Genomic DNA, 1958 nt, shown 5'->3' with positions numbered 1-1958 from the left:
CCCGAGGACAATCCGGACCGCCTGCGCGCCGGTGCCGGCAACTCCTGGGCGGACCTGGTGGAACGGGTCCTGGAGCACCTGGTGGAGACCGGCTACCTGCTCGCCTTCGAGGAGACGCCCGGCGATGTGGAGTACCGTCCCACGCCGGCCTACCAGACATCCATGCGGGAGGGAATCGTCTACTCCTTCCATGCGTTCCGCGACATCCTGACCGCCGGCGAGGAAGCCGGATCCACGGACGAAGCGGGAGAGGAAGCCCGGAGATAAAGAAGATGTATCGACTCTGTAGACTGTTCATCAGCGACGTCACCGCCGGGGAGAACCTGCTCCGCAACGCGTTCGTCCCCATCGTGCGCGAAAGCGGCCGCGCCGACCACGGCGTGCTCTTCGCCGCCAACGGTACCTGCAAGACCACCGTGCTGTCGTTCATTCTCAGCATCTTCTCTCCGGACCAGCGGCGCTTCGTTCAGCATCTCCAGTCCGGCGGCGACAAGACCCTGGAGCAGTACCTGATCCCGGGCCGTCCGGCCGTGGTGCTCCTGGATGCGGCCAGCCTGGAGCAGCCCACTTTGTTCGACAACGCCCCCGAGGCCCACCTGGTCCTGGGCCAACTCCTCTACCGCCACCGCAGCGCAACGGACAAGGTCGACCGCCTCTTTTTCATCGCCCAGTCGCCGGACTTTTTCGACCGCTTGCGGGAGGGCTGGAACGTCCTGTTGGACCGGGAACAGCCCTGGCGGGCCGTGCGGGACTTCACCACGCCGCATGTCCAGCACACCACCAGTCAGAAGGAGTGGACCGACTCCCTCGACCGGCTGGGTCTGGATCCCTGGCTGATCGACCGCCAGATCGACTTCGCTCGTAGCGAGGGCGGGATCAAGGATGCGTTCAAGTTCCGCTCCGAAGAGGAGTTCCTCAATTTCTTCCTGGGGTGCGTGGCCGACATGGACGCGGCCCTCACCCTGCGCCAGACCATCGACACGTCCTTGAAGAAAATGCAGGACCGGCCACGGAAGATCACCCAGCTCGGTGCCGCGCGGGACCTCAAGGCGTGCATCGCGGACTTCGATGCCCTGGCCCGCCAGTGGCGCGAGGCTCGCATGGGCGTGGAATCCTCGGAGGCCGTAATCGGGGAGGCCGCCCACCTGATGAAGCAGGCGGACGAAGCGGCCGGCCGGAAGTTGAAAATGCTCACGCCCGCCATGGAAGAAGCCGAGGGGCAGCGTCGCGACGCCTTCTCCCAACGGGAAACCGCCCGGGCCAACGTGCTGGCGGTAGAGCAGTTCCAAATCCGGCGGCAGATCGTGCAGGCCGAACGGGATGCGGAACAGGCCGAAAAGGAGATCCAGGCGTTGAAGGGCGAGAAAAACGCCCTCAACGCCGCCGATGTCATCGCCGGGATCCGCCGCAACCGCGCCGAGGAGGAGATCAAGCGGGACGCGCTGCTCCAGGCGGACGAAGCCCTCTCGCCCCTGCTGCGCCGCATCGACACCCTGGCCCTTCAATACCACGCCCGCCTCGACGGGGACCGGCAGCGCCTGCTGGATGAAATCGGGGAGCGGGAAGCGCGCATTGGGGCCTTGGACGCCGAAGCCCAGGCCGCCGGGGAACGGCGGGCGGCCCTGATCGTCCAGAATAGGGAACTCGAGGAGAAGATGCTCGCCAGCACCACCCGCATCCGGGTGGCCGAAGAAAGCCGCAACGCCCTGCCGCTGCAGCCGGGAGAACGGCCCGAGGATGCCCGGGAGCGGATGGACGAAACGATCCGTGCCTGGAGGAGCGCGTCACCGCCGCCCGGGGCCGGCGGGAGGCCATTGATGAGGAGATGCGTGCCAATGACAGCCGCCGGTACACACGCCAGAAAAAGCACGCCGATACGAAGGTGCGCCATGACCAGGCAGCCGCGCGCGTGGCGGACGAGGCCCGGCGGCGCAAAAAACTCCTGGCGTCTGCCCACC

2 protein-coding genes are annotated in these 1958 nt (G+C 66.8%); both read left to right on the top strand.

The window, feature by feature from the left end:
• Window positions 1–267: hypothetical protein (locus JCM12296_RS40780; protein WP_172684260.1), on the top strand; the 267-nt coding region annotated here is incomplete at its 5' end.
• A 5-nt stretch (window positions 268–272) separates the two neighbouring features.
• Window positions 273–1958: hypothetical protein (locus JCM12296_RS34430; protein ID WP_157068184.1), on the top strand; the 1686-nt coding region annotated here is incomplete at its 3' end.

The sequence above is a fragment of the Desulfosarcina cetonica JCM 12296 genome (assembly GCF_001311845.1).
Taxonomy (GTDB): domain Bacteria; phylum Desulfobacterota; class Desulfobacteria; order Desulfobacterales; family Desulfosarcinaceae; genus Desulfosarcina; species Desulfosarcina cetonica.
The sequence above is the reverse complement of the archived record's forward strand: the minus strand, read 5'-3'. Positions and strand labels throughout refer to the sequence as shown.